This is a genomic window from Bacillus sanguinis, from assembly GCF_018332475.1.
In the GTDB taxonomy this organism is placed as follows: Bacteria; Bacillota; Bacilli; order Bacillales; family Bacillaceae_G; genus Bacillus_A; species Bacillus_A sanguinis.
Genome location: NZ_BOQB01000086.1, coordinates 12,953 through 29,917, shown reverse-complemented (window position 1 = coordinate 29,917; position 16,965 = coordinate 12,953). Strand labels below are relative to the sequence as shown.

18 protein-coding genes and 2 pseudogenes are annotated in these 16,965 nt (G+C 33.4%); 17 read left to right on the top strand and 3 right to left on the bottom strand.

Translation table 11 applies throughout. The features are described 5' to 3' along the window. Positions 1-100: 100 nt before the first annotated feature. The 12 genes from KI369_RS11550 (at position 101) to KI369_RS11495 (ending at position 7,466) form a co-directional block, all read left to right on the top strand. Positions 101-403, top strand: a complete 303-nt coding sequence (locus KI369_RS11550; RefSeq protein WP_000523775.1) for a hypothetical protein — start codon at positions 101-103, stop codon at positions 401-403. A gap of 352 nt (positions 404-755) precedes the next feature. Next, positions 756-1,166, top strand: a complete 411-nt coding sequence (locus KI369_RS11545; RefSeq protein WP_001193820.1) for a hypothetical protein — start codon at positions 756-758, stop codon at positions 1,164-1,166. A gap of 77 nt (positions 1,167-1,243) precedes the next feature. Further along, a complete protein-coding gene (locus KI369_RS11540) occupies positions 1,244-1,543 on the top strand; it encodes a hypothetical protein (RefSeq protein ID WP_000023422.1) in 300 nt (99 codons plus the stop codon). 39 nt (positions 1,544-1,582) lie between these two features. Continuing rightward, positions 1,583-1,996 carry a hypothetical protein gene (locus tag KI369_RS11535; RefSeq protein WP_000126133.1) on the top strand — a complete coding sequence of 138 codons (414 nt, stop codon included), beginning with the start codon at positions 1,583-1,585 and terminating at the stop codon, positions 1,994-1,996. A gap of 117 nt (positions 1,997-2,113) precedes the next feature. Further along, positions 2,114-2,554: a hypothetical protein gene (locus tag KI369_RS11530; protein WP_000892314.1), complete on the top strand. Its 441-nt coding sequence runs from the start codon at positions 2,114-2,116 to the stop codon at positions 2,552-2,554. Positions 2,555-2,578: 24 nt separating this feature from the next. Continuing rightward, on the top strand, positions 2,579-2,806 hold the full coding sequence (locus KI369_RS11525; protein WP_000021288.1) for a hypothetical protein: 228 nt from the start codon (positions 2,579-2,581) through the stop codon (positions 2,804-2,806). 27 nt (positions 2,807-2,833) lie between these two features. After that, entirely contained in the window at positions 2,834-3,037 is a 204-nt protein-coding gene (locus tag KI369_RS11520; RefSeq protein ID WP_001123650.1) for a hypothetical protein, read from the top strand. Between the two features lie 14 nt (positions 3,038-3,051). Further along, positions 3,052-3,330: an AbrB/MazE/SpoVT family DNA-binding domain-containing protein gene (locus KI369_RS11515; protein ID WP_000843050.1), complete on the top strand. Its 279-nt coding sequence runs from the start codon at positions 3,052-3,054 to the stop codon at positions 3,328-3,330. 75 nt (positions 3,331-3,405) lie between these two features. Then, entirely contained in the window at positions 3,406-3,717 is a 312-nt protein-coding gene (locus KI369_RS11510) for a hypothetical protein (RefSeq protein ID WP_000736944.1), read from the top strand. Between the two features lie 254 nt (positions 3,718-3,971). Next, on the top strand, positions 3,972-5,204 hold the full coding sequence (locus KI369_RS11505) for a tyrosine-type recombinase/integrase (protein ID WP_000156041.1): 1,233 nt from the start codon (positions 3,972-3,974) through the stop codon (positions 5,202-5,204). Next, a complete protein-coding gene (locus tag KI369_RS11500) occupies positions 5,191-7,071 on the top strand; it encodes a site-specific integrase (protein WP_001096999.1) in 1,881 nt (626 codons plus the stop codon). The genes KI369_RS11505 and KI369_RS11500 overlap by 14 nt, the downstream gene beginning before the upstream one ends. After that, on the top strand, positions 7,071-7,466 hold the full coding sequence (locus KI369_RS11495; RefSeq protein ID WP_000002619.1) for a DUF6262 family protein: 396 nt from the start codon (positions 7,071-7,073) through the stop codon (positions 7,464-7,466). Before KI369_RS11500 ends, KI369_RS11495 begins: the two co-directional genes overlap by 1 nt. Positions 7,467-7,772: 306 nt before the next feature. On the opposite strand, the gene KI369_RS11490 is transcribed toward KI369_RS11495, so the two are convergent. Continuing rightward, positions 7,773-8,114, bottom strand: a complete 342-nt coding sequence (locus KI369_RS11490) for a YolD-like family protein (RefSeq protein WP_212956017.1) — start codon at positions 8,112-8,114, stop codon at positions 7,773-7,775. Beyond that, positions 8,111-9,040 (bottom strand): annotated as a pseudogene (locus KI369_RS11485) (DinB/UmuC family translesion DNA polymerase); the annotation flags it as partial. The gene KI369_RS11490 and the pseudogene KI369_RS11485, both read right to left, overlap by 4 nt. A gap of 337 nt (positions 9,041-9,377) precedes the next feature. On the opposite strand from KI369_RS11485, the gene KI369_RS11480 reads away from it, so the two are divergent. The 5 genes and pseudogenes from KI369_RS11480 to KI369_RS29820 all read left to right on the top strand — a co-directional run. After that, positions 9,378-9,938: a restriction endonuclease subunit S gene (locus tag KI369_RS11480; RefSeq protein WP_017562279.1), complete on the top strand. Its 561-nt coding sequence runs from the start codon at positions 9,378-9,380 to the stop codon at positions 9,936-9,938. Positions 9,939-9,960: 22 nt separating this feature from the next. Beyond that, positions 9,961-11,553, top strand: a complete 1,593-nt coding sequence (locus KI369_RS11475; protein ID WP_017562278.1) for a type I restriction-modification system subunit M — start codon at positions 9,961-9,963, stop codon at positions 11,551-11,553. After that, the gene (locus KI369_RS11470; RefSeq protein WP_017562277.1) at positions 11,543-12,781 is read left to right on the top strand and encodes a restriction endonuclease subunit S; all 1,239 of its coding nucleotides are present in this window, start codon (positions 11,543-11,545) and stop codon (positions 12,779-12,781) included. Before KI369_RS11475 ends, KI369_RS11470 begins: the two co-directional genes overlap by 11 nt. A 20-nt stretch (positions 12,782-12,801) precedes the next feature. Next, a complete protein-coding gene (locus KI369_RS11465) occupies positions 12,802-15,960 on the top strand; it encodes a type I restriction endonuclease subunit R (RefSeq protein ID WP_017562276.1) in 3,159 nt (1,052 codons plus the stop codon). Positions 15,961-16,176: 216 nt separating this feature from the next. Beyond that, positions 16,177-16,353 (top strand): annotated as a pseudogene (locus tag KI369_RS29820) (GNAT family N-acetyltransferase); the annotation flags it as partial. A gap of 108 nt (positions 16,354-16,461) precedes the next feature. Here KI369_RS29820 and KI369_RS11455 read toward each other — a convergent pair. Beyond that, entirely contained in the window at positions 16,462-16,950 is a 489-nt protein-coding gene (locus tag KI369_RS11455; protein ID WP_017562275.1) for a DUF6262 family protein, read from the bottom strand. Positions 16,951-16,965: the final 15 nt, after the last annotated feature.

The window sequence follows — 16,965 nt, the reverse complement described above, 5'->3', positions numbered from 1 at the left end:
AAGTTTATTGTTGTTTAATATCTGTGTTCATTATATAATCAATATATAAAGTTTTATTTATTGATTATGAACTATAATTAAACGAAAGGGGGTTACCACGATGGGACTTTTAACTCTTATCATATCAATCTTTATCTTTTCTATAGTTACCCTAGCAACGATTATTGTTCTTTGGCTAAAAACTAAGCAGCTTTATGCTCCAGACATAATTAGATTAACTGGAGCAATTATTTGTTTAATTAGTTCGGGAATTTTACTTATGTTTAAAGATAAATTTGAACCTACTTATAATAATTTGACGGTAACAATTGGTCATTACACAGGGATCTCATTGAATATAACAATTTTATGCTTATTAGGATTCTTCTTGCTGCTTGCTCTTTTTAAAGCAAATAGACTATGAACATAAATTAACTAATAATGGGATTTAAATGAATAATTTCAATGATTTGATTAATTTATTTTGGTCTTGTTTATGGATAGTGGGTTGTGTATCTGTATTACTAATTACTTTGATATTAATGAAACGGATGATTTTTGGAAAATCAACATATAGAGGGTATTCTAGTAGTAATAAGAAGGCGATGGGTGTTGCTTTGTTTTCATCTATTACAAGCAATAATGATGATGGAAAAGATTAAAGAAATTAATTCTATTTAAAATTCTTGTTTTTTCTACTTACAGTTTTCCAGTTGTTGAATCAAATTATGTCGTTGTTTTGAGCGAATACAATAATTATGGGAGGGTAACGTAGTATGCAAACACTAGCAATACTAGCAATTTCACTCGTTATAACTGCTGGCGTAATGTTATTATTCGGTATAAATAACGATTTGAGTTCTATTCACGAAAATCCTTTACCTACAGTATTTATAATAGTGACGGTAGCTATTCTTTCCATATCGTTATATTACTCTGGTAAAGATGCAGATCATAATCTTGCAGTACTTGCTATAAACTTGAGAGACCTTGAACAAAAGCAAATAGATGATAAAAATAGACTATTAGAAAATGAACTGGGAACGACTAGCGATAAATTATTAGTCGAAGATTATGAGGATTATACGAAGGTAACCAGTGAAAAAGGGGTATTTAGAGTTATCTTTACACGTGATATGGATGATAATATGATCATCAAAAAGATTACCCCGATTCTAACTAATTAATATAGGAGAGTTCTCCTGTTATTTACTTTGAAAACAATCAATTTATTAAATATATTCAGATGAAAGGACAGATTGCAATGAGCATAAAAAAACCAATGATATTAGCAATTTTATTTTGTGGATTAGTTTTAGGGAGCTTCATTGGAGGGAGTATTCCCTTAAATAAATTCACTATACCATTACTTTTTATAAGCCCTCTTTTACTAGCTGTATCTTTTAAATTTAGGCATTTAGGCGAATACAATTGGAAAGGACAAATTGTATTAATTTGTTTTTCGGTAGGTGTCTTGCTATTGGCTTATGGTGTAATTTACTTTTTCCATGAATTTGCGAATAGCTTTTTTGTTAAACTTGCAACAATCACTAATCAAAAATAGCATTAGAGAAAAGTGGCTTATGGAAAGGTTTGAGTTAAGTTGACAGCATTACAATTCGTAACTTTTTTATTATTGTTTATATGTATTGTTTCAATTGCTATAATCATTATCGGTTCTAATCTACCTGAGATTGCAAAAATTGTTGTATCAGTTGTAATGGTAGGGAGTTTTATAGGATTAATGGTATGCGGGTACTTCCAAACAATTGAACAGGATCAAACGGTTAAACAAAAAAATGAAAGGTTAGCGTACAACGAAAAAAAACAAGAGGAACTGCTAAAAGAAAAGCTCAAATTACCTATTACAGATATTTTAATAGAACCAGTATCAAAAACGGAGTATTACAAGGTGACCACAAATACAGGGATTTATAAATTAGCTTACGCATATGATCCAAATGATAGGGTTATAGGTTTTAAGGAATTTAAGCAAATCACATCTACAATAAACTAAGAAGGTAATTCTGAGCAGTCTAATTACAATTAAAATTATAGAAATAGAGTGAAAACGTAATGTTTATACTCAACGCTTGAAAAAAAGCTTAGTTAACTAATTAAAAGGAGCTTTTACATGTTAGAGAATCTTGAAATGAGAAAAAAGCAACACGAAATAAATATAAAAAAATATAAAAAAATTCAAAAGTACTACAATCCATTTTTGTGGACAATCTCAATTATCTATTTTCTCTATTTCATGATCATTGATAATTCTCTTTCAGTACATCTATTACTTTCTTTCGTTATCGGCTTGATTCTTTGGAGTATAGGCCTAGCTATTAATTTGAAACTCGTGAACGAATTAAAAGGAAAGGGAAAAATCTTAAATATAGAAACAATAAACGAAATGAAAAATAACAAATATATGAGTCCAGGAAGAAAAGAACGTTATATCACAGATTATAATGCAACGAAAGATGGATTAGAAAAGATAATGATTTATGCTAACTTTATGTTAGAAGCTAAAGAGAGAGAAAACGAAATAAAAGATGATAATAGTAATTTAGATATGTAATTGTAGCGAGAGGAGCATGAAATTATGTCGATAGAACAGTATATTAATCTTCGTAAAAGAGGGAAAAAAATTGAGGAGATTCAAAAACAATCACTTTTAAGTGAAGCTACACTTTTAACATTAGAACTAGGCTATAAATGTTATGAAAAAAACATTTCGTTGGATAAAGCAATTAATCTTATCGATAAAATTGTAGTATTAAATGCAAATGATACCCAAAATACATCATTTAGTACGTCTGTCCATATGTGATAGATAGATCCGAAGGAGAAAGAGCAAATGCCTAAAGAAGAAATGAAAATGAGTATAGATGAAATAAAAAATGCCATATTGAATCCAGATTTAATCAAATGTTTGCATGGTGTTAACATATCTAATCAATGGGGAGCAATAAATGGTAGACAATTGTTATTAGATGTATATAGATTATGTGAGAAACATGAAGATTTATTAAAAGAACTGAACGATTTAAAAAACAAATAAAAGGGTGGTAAAGCATGAAATCAACAGGTGTTACACGTAAAATAGATGAATTAGGACGTATTGTTCTACCGAAAGAATTGAGAAGAACATTAGGAATCGCAGAAAAAGATCCTATAGAAATATTTGTAGAAGGTGAAAAGATAATACTACAAAAATACAAGTCATATGATGCTTGTACAATAACTGGTGATATTTCAGAAAAAAACATGTCATTAGCTAATGGACAAATTGTTCTTAGTCCTGAAGGGGCTGAACTTTTAATTAAAGAAATTCAGCAACACTTAGTAAAGTAAGAATTATTTTATACAGTTATAAACCATATTAAAAGTATTTCACGATACAATTTAAGAGAGAGGAACACTATAAAAATGAAAAAATTAACTTTTCTTAAATTAGCCTTATTAGTTTTATATGTAATGGTTGGACTGAACATATTATTAAAAGCTGACGTTGAAACTCTTATGCAAATAGCTGAAGAACAAGCTGTCATACTCCAAAGAATAATCCTGATATTTGTCTTTATTGGAACTCTATTAACATCTCTTTACTATATCACTCTTCAAAAAGAACAAGCAGATGAGAGGAAAAAAGCAAAATCGTTATTTGCTATGTATATAGTTGTTACAATTATGGCACTGTTTTCTAGTGACATAGCTAATTACATTAAAGATTTTATTTAACCTAATAACATCTATTCATATATATATAAAGAAAAAAGACATCATATGGTTAAAGACATATGAATAATAAGAGTAAAGATAGTAAGGATTGATTATCCCTACTATCTTTTTTTATCTAAACGGATAAATTTAAAATACATAGTAATAATAGATACTTTATGTTATTATCTGAATATTATATATATTATTTTTATGGAGGAAGACGTAGCCTCTGTGCGAGGACCTTGAATTTAAGTAAAGGAGTTAGTAGCTAAATGACAATATCTCGTAAGGAAAAAACAATAAAGGATAAATGGCATGAGATTGTATCTGTTAGAGAAGCACAAACAGGTAATGGGACAATGTACTATCTTATGGATGAAAACTTAGATTTTATACTATTAGTAAAAGAATATCTCGATATGATACAAGCAAGAGCAATACGAGAAGTATCTCCTAATACGATAAAAACATATTGCTACAACTTATGGTATTTCATTGTGTATTTGAAAATAAAGGGTTTGGGTATTTTGGACCTAGATGGAAAACCTGATATTCTTACTAACTTCAAATTATGGCTCAAGAACCCGTATAGATTTTATGAAAATGTAGAGATGCTAGATTATGAATACGTTGAAGACGACCTTAAAGTTTCTACTGTCAATGCCATCGTAGATAGGGTAAGTTCTTTATTCCTTTGGCTTAAAGCTAGTGGGAGGATTAAAGACAATCCTGTTGTGTATCGTAATGTCATGGTTACAAATGAGATGAGAGATAAAGATATGTTATCCCACACTCGGAAAAGCAGGACTGTTCAGAAGAACACTTTAAAATCAAAAGTTCCTCATATTATTCCTAAGACCATTGATCAAAAGGATTTTCAGACGTACCTGAAGGCAGTCAATCTCTTACGAGATAAAATCATTCTCTTAACTCTTAAAGAAGGAGGGGTAAGGTCTGGTGAGCTTCTTGGAGTAAAGCTTGAGGACATTGATTATGGCGAGCAAGGCATACATATTCGTTTCAGACCAGACAACGAAAATGGATCAAGGGCTAAGGCTGGGTATGGCAGGGACAGGTTTGTTCATCTCCCACCTGACCTTATGATTTTGATAGATAGATATATTAGTAGCTATTGGGTGAACAGTGACCCTGTTACTGATTTCCTGTTTGTTGTGGTTAATAGTAATAATCCTATGGATAATGGAAAGCCGATGAAGAAATCGACACTTACCTCCACCCTTAATCATTACAACAGGAAAACAGGGATTAAACTGAACACCCATAAACTAAGACACACGCACGTTACTGAATTAGCAAGAGAGTACATCAGTAAAGGTGAGCCTATCAACTGGAAGTATATCCAAGAAAGGGTTGGTCACAAAGATGTTGCAACCACGATGCAAATATATGCCCATTTAAATGCAGAAGACCATAAAAAAGAATACCAACGAATGAGTGAGTATAGAGAAGAGAAACGGAAGGAGCGAGAAAATGGCAAAAAATGAAGCAGCAAATTCATCAAAAGCAAATAACTCGAAGAGTTTGGGAACAAAGGCAACCTTTTCTCCTTTTCCTATTACAGCTATCGATACCTCTTGGATGACGAAGACACAGAAGAAGTTCTTCGAAGTCTTACAGCAATCTGAAAACCAAGATAAAAAGTATGACGTATTATCTAAATTAGCAGGATTTAAAAGCTCTGGTCCTTGGTATACAGCCATCAAAGATGAAAAGTTCGCTGAACTTTTAGAAAACATGGGTGTTCAGGTAAAACACTACGAAGATGACTACCCTCCCCATCACGAAGTTGAGTACATTAAAAACCCAAAAGAGCGAGAAGAATATCTCAAAGAAGATGTGTGGGATGTAAGAAGGTTATTTAAGAATTATCCAAAACATCTTTCTCCTGTTCAATTTATCGTTAAATTGACTAAATTGGAAAATATTCATTTACGCCCAACGGTAAAAAGGTATTTTGTAAATATGCTTGGAACTTGGGAAGCTAAAACGTTTAAAGAAAACATCCTATGCTTGAGTGATTTTTTTAGTATACTGCATGATAAATTTCCGAATATCAAATCTTTTAAGGAGCTAAATAGGCAGGAACATATCGAAAAAATTCTTCCTGACATATATTCACTTTCTAACTGCAAATCTATCAGAGCGATAATAACTACCCGTTCTATGTTCCGATACATGTACGAAAATAAATGGTCCGATGGACCAAAAACAGACGCTTTATTGATTAGTTATGATACGCCTAAAACGGTAGAAACCCTACCAAGACCCATTCCACCACATATTAAAATAAAATTGGATGATTACTTGGAAAATATAGTAATCCCCCTATTGGAAGATAGTGAGGAAACTCCCATTGTATCCCCGACTTATTGGGATTTAATTATCATTTTAAGATATACAGGAAGACGTTTTGAGGACATAGCTCACTTAATTGCAGATGGAAGTGATATTGATTGTTTGAAATATGATTTGGATGGAGATCCACAACTTTTCCTTGACCATCGTATTGCAAAAATCAAAAAAGATTTGGTCGTTCCATTAGCACATTTAAAAGACTCCAAAGGAAGAAATATAGTGGAACGGGCAATTTTACGCCAAAAGGAACGGGTAAAAGATTTACCTCCTACTTCTGATAAGCAAAAGTATTTATTTAGGGAAGTTATTACTTTCGTTCAAGAAAAAACTCTGATAACGGAGTCTGTTAGTTATGCCACTATTTATCATCATGTACTGTCTAAAATATGTAATCAAATCCCATTATCAGATATTGGTGCACAGTCTGGAGATATTTATAAAATAGCTTCACACCAGTTTAGGCATACAGTAGCCACCGAAATGATTGATGCAGGAGTCGATATATACGCTGTTAAAAACTTTTTAGGGCATTCATCAGTTAACATGACAGAAAAGTATATTAAGGTCTACCAACAACGTTTAAAAAAGGAGTTTAAAGATAAGCTTCTTAAATCTGATGCCACAGCAATTAAAGACAATCTCCCAGAGCAAGAAGAAACTTTCGGTGATAACAAATGGGTCAAAAACAAAATTATCGCTATTTTTGACCAAGGTGACGGATGTTGTGAGCATCCTTATAAGATGCCCTCCTGTCCTCATCAGGTGGCTTGTAAAACGTGCATTAAGAAAAAGATATTGCCGAGACATAAAAACGCAGTTATAGATACAATAGATGCCTTTACAACGCATTTAAACCAAGCGAAACAAATTGGACTAAATGAAAAAATTGAGGAATTTGACAAGGTAGTTCAGTTCTATCAAACCGCATTGGAAATCATTGAAAAGGGTGAAACATTCGATGCCTCAAAACATTTCTATACAGGAGGTGTCCATTAATGGCTAATATGAGTCCAAATACCTCTAAAATGGTTGAATCAAAGAAAATGGAAAGCAGGTTAAAGAAGCAAACTGTTTTAGCTGTTCTAAAGGAGCTAACGCTCCTTGATGATCCAATAAGTAACCCTATATCAAAAGCTGAAATTTGCCGTAAAGCAGGAGTAAGTAAAACGTTTTTGTACTCGTATCCAGAAGAACTTATAAAGCCAATTGATGAAGCAATAATAAAACAAAATCAGAAATTAAAGGTTATCACAAAAAAACAGACATTTAGTGAAAGTTCCAAGGACAAACTTATTGATTCCCTAAAAAGAAGAATAGGTAATTTAGAAGAAGAAAACAAAAAACTAAAAAGAGACAATTCTATTCTACTTGGAAAAATAGCGAATAAGTAAAAAAAGCCTGTATCGAAAATTACCAGGTAATCGTCGATACAAGCTTTATATTTTAATGTTTAATAATGGTTATATATATTTAAGAAATTCATGTCTTTTTTCTTTGACTTGAACCACCAATACTTTACTAACACTACTTTTACACTAAATACATATATCAGCAATTTTTCATATCCATTTCATTTTAACACAACAAATCTTATTTTTGTTATATATAAATTTAAGTATAACAAAAACCTAAAATTCACTCTGAAAAACTAACGTATTTTCATAATAATGATCCAAACGTGAGTATAGCATTTTATTCTATTTTACATCTACTATATTAGCGAATTGCAATTTCATCTTGTTATAAAAAGCATCTGTACATACAACAGCGCTATTTGACGGGTCAATATCAACAACGGTCATATAACTAGAGAGCAAATAACCATCCTCATAATATGTAATCATTATTTCCTCTTCTGATACTAATGAACATAAGAGCATGTTCTCAATTCGTTCTTGTTCATCCTGAGTTAATGTAGGTCGTTCTACCTTCGTCTTTTCTTTAATAATTTCACGGATACCAGCGAATTGCTCTGGCATCGCTGCGAATGGAGTGAATTTCACCATACCTCTTCCTTTTGGTATATTAGCGTTAATCATGATCTGTGTCCTCCTATTAGTGTGTTTCTATGTCTAGCTGTAGCGCTATGCGTGTAGGAAATCCCTCGTAAAATACTGTTCTTCCCAAATTTTGTACGTATTTCATCCATTACTTTTGTTAACTTCACCTCTTGTTCTCGTTTCCTGACATTATCAAAAAGAGAAATTTGTTCTTCTCCTTCTTGTAGTAAGTTTGTTAAAGAAATGTTTATACTGCGTATGGGTTCACCAGTATACTGGTGATGTAAAAAGTATGTACAAATCTTATAAATGTCCATTGTTAAGTTAGTCGGCCGGTTTAAAGTATGTGTTTTGCTAATACCACCGTTATAACTTTTACTATAGCCAACAGAAAAATGAACGGTTTGAGCAAGTTTGTTTTGTTTTCTAAGGCGATAACAGACTTCTTCAATATGCTCTAGTAGAACAATCGGAAATTCTTCTATTGTATAGTCACGCATTAGAATTTGGCTTTTCCCGATTGAAGTTGTAGCAGGGACGTATTTCTCCGAAATACGGCTGAAGTCGATGCCATTGCTATGTAAGTGCAATTCCTCTCCGATCTTTCCGAAACTTTGTTTCAAATATTTTAGAGGATAATTAGCTAAATCCCCAATTGAATGTATTCCCTTTCGATTTAACTTTTCTTCCGTTTTATATGATATGCCCCAAAATTTATTAAGGGGGCGTATGCTCCATAATTTTGTTGGGACGTCTTCATATTTCCAATGAGCGATTCCTTCTTTATTCTTCTTTGCTTCGATATCTAAAGCAACCTTACTCATTAAAGGGTTCGGAGCAATTCCAATCGTACATTCAATTCGTGTATGTTCATATATTTCACGTTTAAATTTTAAAGCGAACTCATATGGATCGTTAGCAAATAAATGAATGCTATCAGTAACGTCCATCAGAAATTCATCTATTCAGTTGTCAATGTCTTTTTTATTTTAATACACTATTTATCTTCTAATAATATCTTTATAAAAGTTTTACAAGTTATTTATTGTTTTTACGTTGATTGTTACATATCTGTAATTTATTTCTGTATTCTTTTGAGAAAATGATCTCCTGTATGTAAGTTTGTTCATCTTTTTCACAACTTCCCAGAATTGATGAGACTTAATAATCATCTAACAATTATTTTGTGTAATTCTTAAAAATTACGTATAATTGTTGAGCGAGTATTTTCAGAGTGATATGATTTAATCGCAATGGTAATTAAGTAATTTTAAAGAAATGTTTTTCTGAAGAGGCCGGGATATGAAACTTGAAGATATCGTAACAGTTAGAATAGGAAGAAACCTTTCTAGAGGGAAAAATAATCTGACTTTAGTTGCTTATTCGTACGAGGATTTAATGAATGATTTAGACGGATTATTTCTTGATTCACAAGCTAGTTCTTATAGTGGAAATTTAAATCATAAAGACAAATATTTGAGCAGTGCCGGAGATGTTGTTTTCAGCTTTGTTAGTTCCAAAGCTGGGATAGTGAGTGACTTAAACAAAGGGAAGATCATAAACCAAAATTTTGCGAAACTCATTATTGAACATGATTATTTGGATAGTAGCTATTTATGTTATGCATTGAATGAATCACACTCAATGAAAAAGCAAATGGCAATTTCTATGCAAGGAAGTACTGTACCAAAATTAACTCCAGCAATTTTAAAAGAGTTGGAAATCAAGTTACCAAGTATTGAGAAACAACGAACGATTGGAAAAGCTTATTTCTTTTTGAGAAAGCGCCAAGCTTTGGCAAAGAAACAAGCAGAACTTGAAGAGCAACTGTATTTAAAAGTATTGAAGCAATTAGACCAATAATAGAAAAAGTGAGGAACACAACATGGCTGAATTAAACGCAAAATTATTTAGTGCCGCAGACAACTTGCGAAGCAAAATGGATGCATCAGAATACAAAAACTACTTATTAGGATTGATCTTTTACAAATACTTATCTGATAAGTTATTAGAAAAGGTAGTTGAAATAGCAGATGAATCGCTAGAAGAATACAATACACAAGAAAAACAAACTCAATTGTATAGAGAATCACTAGCAGATGAAGATATAAAAAATGACTTGATTGAAACGTTAGTGGATACATTAGGCTATGATATTGAACCAGCTTATTTATTCAACGTATTAACTAATCAAGCTAAACAAAACACGTTTCAGTTGAATGACTTGAATAAAGCCTTTATCGATCTGTCTACGAAATATGATCAATTTAATGGATTGTTTGATGATGTGGATTTGAAATCAAAAAAACTGGGATCAGATGATCAACAACGAAACATTACCATTACGGAAGTATTGAAGAAATTAAATGATATCGATGTGATAGGACATAATGGTGATGTCATTGGGGATGCCTATGAGTTCTTGATTGGTCAATTTGCCTCAGAAGCTGGTAAGAAAGCTGGAGAATTCTATACACCTCATGAGGTATCTGACATGATGGCTCGTATTGCTGCAATTGGTCAAGAAGACAAAAAATTGTTTAGCGTATTTGACCCAACCATGGGATCAGGTTCCTTGATGTTGAATATTCGCAACTATATTAACCATCCAGATGGTGTAAAGTATCATGGACAAGAACTTAATACAACGACCTATAATCTAGCTAAGATGAACTTAATTTTACATGGTGTTGATAGAGAAGATATGCGTTTACGCAATGGGGATACGTTGAACAAAGATTGGCCCACAGATGAGCCATATACATTTGATTCCGTCCTTATGAATCCACCATACTCAGCAAAATGGTCTTCAGATGATACATTCTTAGATGATTCTCGTTTCAACCGTTACGGGAAGTTAGCACCAAAATCAAAGGCAGACTTTGCTTTTCTTTTACATGGATTCTATCATTTGAAAGATTCGGGAACAATGGCAATCGTTTTGCCGCATGGGGTACTGTTCCGTGGAGCTGCAGAAGGTGTGATTCGTAAGAAATTACTAGAAGATGGCAGTATTGATGCTGTTATTGGTATGCCGGCAAATTTATTCTTTGGAACATCAATTCCAACAACAGTCATAATCTTGAAGAAGAATCGTACCACTCGTGATGTGTTATTTATTGATGCAAGTAATGAGTTTACTAAAGGAAAAAACCAGAATAAACTCTCTAAAGAAAATATTGATAAAATTATTGAAGCATATAAGAAGCGTGAAGATGTGGAGAAATATGCCCACGTTGCTACCTTTGAGGAAATCAAGGAGAATGATTTCAATTTAAATATACCGCGCTACGTAGATATCTTTGAAGAAGAAGAACCTGTTGATATGGCTACAATCGGCTCAACAATTCAAGGTATTCGAAAAGAAAAAGCAGAACTAGAATCTAGCTTATATGACATGATTTCTTCGCTACAATTTGATGAAGAAAATGCAGAATGGATTAATGGCGCATTAGAGGTGTTTAATCGTGAAAAATAATCATACACCAGAAATTCGATTTCCTGGATATATTGGAGATTGGGAAGAGCGTAAGATTGGAGAGTTTTTGACAGAAAGTAGAATTTCAGGAACAAATGGTCTTGAGGCAAAAAAATTAACCGTTAAACTTTGGGGAAAAGGCGTCGTTCCCAAAAATGAAATTTATCAAGGAAGTGAAGCAACCAAATACTATATTCGCAAAGCAGGACAATTTATTTATGGGAAGTTAGATTTCCTTCATCAAGCTTTTGGAATTATTCCTGATAAGCTAGATGGATATGAATCAACATTAGATTCACCTGCGTTTGATATAGCAGAAAACCTCAACTCATCTTTCTTTCTTGAACACGTATCAAGAAAACAATTTTATCTATATCAAGGAACAATTGCTAATGGTTCTCGAAAAGCTAAAAGAATTCACTCGGAAACATTTTTTGAGATGCCTTTGATAGTTCCTACAATGGAAGAACAAAAAAAAATAGGGGATTTTTTTGAAAAAATCGACCAGACTATCGCTCTTCATCAGCAAGAATTAACCACCCTCAAGCAAACAAAACAAGGATTCTTGCAAAAAATGTTTCCAAAAGAAGGCGAGTCCGTACCAGAGGTTCGTTTTCCAGGATTTACTGGAGATTGGAAAGAGCGTAAACTAATTAATAATATTATAGAAAAAGTGTTAGATTTTAGGGGGAAAAGCCCAGCTAAGTTTGGAATGAGGTGGGGAAATTCTGGATATTTGGTTTTATCTGCTTTAAACGTAAAAAATGGGTACATTGACAAGCAAGTTGAAGCGAAGTATGGAGATCAGACGTTATTTGAACGATGGATGGGGAAAGAAAGGTTAGAAAAAGGAGACGTAGTATTTACTACAGAGGCTCCTTTAGGTAATGTTGCTCAAGTGCCAGATGACAATGGATACATTCTTAATCAGCGGGCAGTTGCATTTAAAACTTCAACAGAAAAAACAGACAATAACTTCTTAGCCCAATTATTAAGAAGTCCATTATTTCAAACTAAATTAAAGGCAAATGCGTCTGGAGGTACTGCTAAAGGCATTGGAATGAAAGAATTTGCTAAAATGAGTGCAACTATTCCCGTTTCAGTTGAGGAACAAATCAAAATCGGCAACTTTTTCAAGCAACTAGACGACACTATTTCTCTTCAGCAGCGTGAATTAGATGCTTTAAAAGAAACGAAAAAAGCTTTCTTACAAAAGATGTTTGTATAAGTAAGTAGATGGGGGAAAAAATGATAAAGATACCACATAAAGATGAAGCTGAAGTGGAACGTCGACTGATTGAAGTGTTAGGAGAAGGGCATAATCAGTGGAATTATCGTCCAGATTTAAAATCGGAAGAAGATCTATGGAAGAACTTGCGTCAAAAGATTACACAAAATAACTTATCAGAAATTGGAGAACATCCAATTTCTGATAAAGAATTTGACAATATTAAAACAGAATTACTATCGAAAACACAGACACCTTTTGATGCCGCTAGATGGCTTAAAGGAGAGAATGGAATTGCTCGTATTACGATTGAACGTGAAGATGTTTCACTGGGGGCGATGTCGTTGGTTTTGTATTCTAACCAAGACATTGGTGGCGGAATCTCAACTTACGAAGTCGTTCATCAGATTGCGAAACAAAATGCAAACGTTGATGGTCGTGATCGCCGATTTGACGTGACACTCTTAATCAATGGGCTGCCAATTGTTCAAATTGAATTGAAACAGGTGAGTGCCAAAGACGGTGTATTCCAAGCCTATAATCAAATCAAGAAATACGCAGAAGAAGGAATGTTTAGAAATAATATCTTTTCTACTCTTCAGTTATTTGTCATTTCCAATGAACAAACGACTCGCTATTTTGCCAATGCGCTGCCAAAAGACATGCATAAAAAATTTATCTTTAGCTGGCGAACAACAGACAATCGAAAAGTAGAAAATCTCTATGAATTTGTAAAACAAGTCTTAAATATTCCAGATGCACATCGGTTAATTGCTAATTATACAATTGTGAGTGAGGATCAAGACAATAAAGCATTAATGGTCTTACACCCTTATCAAATTCATGCGATTGAGGCCTTGTTTACATCTACTACGAAACATGAATCAGGATATGTTTGGCATGCGACTGGTTCAGGAAAGACGTTGACAAGTTTTGTTTCTACGAAGCTATTGGCCCGTAAACCAGGTGTGGATCGTACGATTATGCTGATTGATCGAAAAGACTTGGATAATCAAACTACAACGGAATTCACTAAATTTGCTTCCGAGTTTAATACCGGTATTTCTTCTGGTAATGCCAAGTCTAATAGCTTAATTGTCGGAACCGGAAGTGCGAAAGAGCTAAGTGATACTCTACTTTCTGATTCTAATTCTAATACAGTGATTATTACCACTCGTCAAAAATTAGAAGCTGCCTTGCGCTATGCCCAAAGACAAGAAGAACAAAAAGGAACCCACCGTTTTAAGAAACTACTGGGGCAACATATTGTCTTTGTCGTGGATGAATGCCATCGAGCATTAAGTGCAGAAGGAATGAAAGAGATTAAAGAATTTTTCCCTAATTCTACATGGTTTGGGTTTACGGGTACGCCGATATTTGATGTAAATAAAAAGCAAGCTAAAGGTCGATTAGCTCGCACTACTCGTGATCAATATGGCGAAGTCTTACATACTTATACCATTAAAAACGCGTTAGACGATGGGGCAGTTTTAGGATTTCAAGTTGAGCACGAGGATACAGTTGAGCCAACATCATTAAATAATCATATTTTTGCTAAGTTGCGTCAAAATGAAAAATACGCTCATTGTAGTGATGATAAAATTAATGACATTATTGATCAAATGGATAGTATGGAAAAGGAAGCATATCTTGAACCATCTTCTTTCGAAAAGGATATTCATATTCAAAAAGTCATTCGTAAGATTTTCCGACCAGATAATGCCTATACAAAATTTGATTTTCAAAATGGTCGTCCTCAAAAGTCTGCTATTTTAACAACAAATTCTATTGATATGGCGAAACGCTACTATCAGGCGATCAAGGAAATGACTAAAGATCCAGAGTGGTTGACGAAAGAATTTGCTGGGCATCCGATTCGAACGGGGCGTACGATTGAAGATCCGGATTTCCCACGGATTGCTATCACCTATTCGATACAAGAAAACGAGGAAAATGCTAAACAAATTCAAGATGAAATGCAAGATATTATTAAGGACTATAACGACTATTATCGTACTGCTTGGTCGATAGAGGATATTGAACGATATAATGGCGATATCAACAATCGCTTGGCTCGTAAGAAAGCAGAATTCAAGGAATTTGGAAAACAAATTGACTTAGTCATTGTTGTAGACCGCTTATTGACTGGATTCGATGCACCAACGATTCAAACATTATTTGTGGATCGAAATTTAAGTTATGCCAATTTAATCCAAGCCTTTTCTCGAACCAATCGTACCTATCCAGGAAAGACAAAAGGATTGATTGTGACATTCCGGAAACCTTCGACAATGGAACAAAATGTTAAGGATGCCACGAAGTTATATTCTGAAGCACAAGAAGAATCTAATCTTGTTTATCCAACTTATGTTGAATCGAAGAAACGTTTTAAAAAGGCTCACAAAGTATTAACAACGTTAGTTCCCAATGCAGCTGATATTAACGAGCACTCACCTCTTGAAACCCGGATTGAATTTGTGAAAGCTTTCCAAGGGCTAAACAATGCCTATGAAGCTTTAGTTACATATGATGATTACAACGATGATATGGAGAAATCAACAGCACTTCAAGAACAGGTAAATACCTTAGAAGAATATATTGGTGTATACAACACGATTAAGGGTTCATTAGTAGATGAAGGGGGCCAAGATGGACCGGAGGCAGATTTCTCAGACATTGAATTCTATGGAGAAAATGCAATTAAAATCTATGATATTGACTCAACCTATATTGACCGACTATTAGGAACATACTCAGCCAATAATCAGAATATCCGTGACGATATCGAAAAAACACTGCAAAAATTGAAGAAATCAGAAATTGTTAAAGGCGTGTACCGTGCAATTTTAAATGCTATTGATTCCAAAGAAATAGATTCAGAGGAAGATATTCTTGGAGTGAAACGACGCTTTTTCACTAATACACGTAAGAAGGCGATTGAAGATTTTGCGAGTACTTGGTTTGTAGAAGAAGATGAGCTACATACATCTGCGATTCAATATGTGATAGGAATGGATCCTATTCCAAATATTGGGGGGATCATCAACAGCAAGCAATTTGATAAGTATAAAGCTGTACATCCAGATGCAAAACCATTGAAATACGGACCAGAAATGAAGCGTCAGTGGAGAAAGACATTAGATGAAGTCATTGTACCTTTGGATAACGAGTTGAGATAAAATCGTTTTGAAATAAAAAAAAATCTATATAATTTTAGGCCAACTGTGAAGCTGTAGTTGGCCTATATGGTTCTGGTGCAAAAAGATTAAATGAATTTTGCAAGTAATCGCTAAATCTTGGACATACTGATTTCTGTCATTTCCCTTTGCATAATCAATGAAGAAGGTCAATTTTGAAAAATTTTAAATCTTCCACATGAATAAGGTAAGGGATACGGAAGTGCATTGTTAGACTATCTAATACAGGAAGCAAAGAACCGTGGCGTGAAAAGAATTTGGTGTAATGCTGGAGAGAATAAAGTAAATTTCTATAAAAAATTGAAGCTAGAAGAATCCAATTGTAGGTTTACAAAAGACCGTAAATCTTACGTAATAATGGAGAAAGACTTGTAGTACAAATATCGAACCTGTTTCGTCACAAGTAATAAGGAAAATAGAAGAGACTAGTTTATGCGCAAACTGGTCTCTTCTATTAGATTTACACTATCTCATATATTCAAGTTAATTCTCTAATAATTCATCAACTTCTATCCCTCGAACATGAAGCGCCCTTAATAATTTCAAATATTTGTATAAGAGCTTTTCATTTTCTTTCTTTTGTTCCTCATACTCATTTATAAATACTCGACTTCTAGAGGTTTCTAGCTCTAATTTCTTTTGTAGATTAGTCATTTTTCTTTCTGCTTTTTCTAGCTGTTTATTGACACGTTCCACCTCTTTTTCTAATTCTACAACTTTTCTATTATGTTGTATTTTACTGATCATATTATCTAGGTCAATATTCGTTCCTATCCACTGCTGATCCCATAGTGTTCTCAAATGCGGTTTATAAATAGCCGTTTTACTTAGTCCTGTCATTTCTATGATTTTTTCAGATCGAATAATAGCATCTTCTCCTTCTAAATCTTGTAAAGTCTGAATAGCCCACGTTACTTTCTCAATGGATTCTTGTCGTTTTTTCTCTTGGTATTGCATAAGCCCTGTATTCATCTTGCTTCCCTCTAT